General features: G+C 45.6%; 1 protein-coding gene. It reads left to right on the top strand.

The window, feature by feature from the left end; translation table 11 throughout:
* The coding region (gene fabV, locus AB4496_RS29280) for an enoyl-ACP reductase FabV (RefSeq protein WP_372133638.1) at nt 1-949 on the top strand (949 nt) is incomplete at both ends.

Here is a 949-nt window from a genome sequence, read left to right as displayed (position 1 = left end):
GGTACTGAGAAAAAGCCGGGCACAGCTGGTTTTTACAACTCAGCAGCGTTCGATAAGCTAGCTAAAGAAGAAGGCCTGTATTCAAAAAGCCTTAACGGCGATGCTTTCTCTAACGAAGCTAAACAGAAAACAATTGACCTGATCAAAGAAGATCTAGGTCAAATCGATATGGTTGTGTACTCACTGGCATCTCCAGTGCGTAAAATGCCAGAGACTGGCGAAGTGATTCGTTCATCTCTTAAACCTATCGGTGAGACTTACACATCTACAGCGGTAGATACAAACAAAGATGCGATCATCGAAGCAAGCGTTGAGCCTGCTACTGAAGAAGAGATCAAAGACACTGTTACTGTAATGGGCGGTGAAGATTGGGAACTTTGGATCAACGCACTTTCTGAAGCGGGTGTTCTAGCTGACGGTTGTAAGACTGTTGCTTACAGCTACATCGGTACAGAGCTAACGTGGCCAATCTACTGGGATGGCGCGCTAGGTAAAGCTAAGATGGATCTAGACCGTGCAGCATCAGCGCTTAACGAAAAACTAGGCCAAACTGGCGGTACTGCAAACGTTGCTGTTCTGAAGTCTGTTGTGACTCAAGCAAGCTCTGCGATTCCTGTTATGCCTCTTTACATCGCGATGGTGTTCAAGAAGATGCGTGAAGAAGGTATTCACGAAGGTTGTATGGAACAGATCTTCCGCATGTTCAGCCAACGTCTATACAAAGCAGACGGCAGCGCAGCAGAAGTTGATGAAGTGAACCGTCTACGTCTAGATGACCTAGAACTGCGTGACGACATTCAAGAGCATTGTCGTAACCTATGGCCTCAAATCACAACTGAAAACTTAAAAGAACTGACTGACTACGTTGAGTACAAAGAAGAGTTCTTGAAGTTGTTCGGTTTCGGTGTTGATGGTGTTGATTACGAAGCTGATGTAGAGACAGCTGCTG

The sequence above is a fragment of the Vibrio sp. 10N.222.46.A1 genome (assembly GCF_041473595.1).
In the GTDB taxonomy this organism is placed as follows: Bacteria; Pseudomonadota; Gammaproteobacteria; order Enterobacterales; family Vibrionaceae; genus Vibrio; species Vibrio tasmaniensis_A.
This window is presented reverse-complemented; position numbering and strand designations above follow the sequence as displayed.